Annotated in this window: 1 protein-coding gene; it reads left to right on the top strand. The window is 33.3% G+C overall.

Annotated features, from left to right (window positions below):
* Positions 1 to 89 precede the first annotated feature (89 nt).
* A partial coding sequence (locus tag ACFIJL_RS09760) for a DUF1376 domain-containing protein (RefSeq protein WP_375624527.1) occupies positions 90 to 732 on the top strand: 643 nt, incomplete at its 3' end.

Genomic DNA, 732 nt, shown 5'->3' with positions numbered 1-732 from the left:
GAATTCAGAAGTTGAAAAAGAACTCAATAACGTCACTGAAGAGCTAGATAATTTCACTTGCAATAATAATAAAGAAAAGGAGGTGAAGTATGTCAACTAAGTTGCCATGGACGAGGCTTTTTGCAGACAAGTGGGCAATAGTTGTTGATTATTTGCCTGCTGTAGAGGGCAATATCTATATGCGATTACGGTTACGTATGTTGCATACTGGTGAACCTCTTTTTTATAATATTAAAGTTTTATCTCATTACACTGGTTATTCAGTGAAGAAGTTTGAAGCGGCACTGAATGTTTTGCTTGAAGAAGGATATTTCATTCGTTTAGCAGATGGTCGCTTGTGGAATTTAGATGTTGAGGAAGAGCTTACTAACTCTCATGAGAGTTTAGAAAAGGTATCAAAAGCATCACGATCAAAGAGATTATCGGAGAGAGCAAAGAAAGCAGCGCAGGCAAGATGGGATAAACATACAACTTATACTTGTGATGCTTGTGATGATGCTCAAGTTACTGAAAATACTGATAAAAACGATGCTAAAGCAATGCTTAATGATGCTAAAACGATGCTTAATGATGCTAAGCATGCTAAGCATGATGCTAAAGCGATGCTTAATGATGCCTATATATATAACAATAACATTAACAATAACATTAACAATAACAATAACAAAAAAAATAAAAATATTATTTTATCAAAAAGAGAAATTGATTTTGAAAATTTAGAAACAAACGATT

The organism is Bartonella sp. TT119HLJHH (assembly GCF_042193385.1).
Taxonomy (GTDB): Bacteria; Pseudomonadota; Alphaproteobacteria; order Rhizobiales; family Rhizobiaceae; genus Bartonella.
The sequence above is the reverse complement of the archived record's forward strand: the minus strand, read 5'-3'. Positions and strand labels throughout refer to the sequence as shown.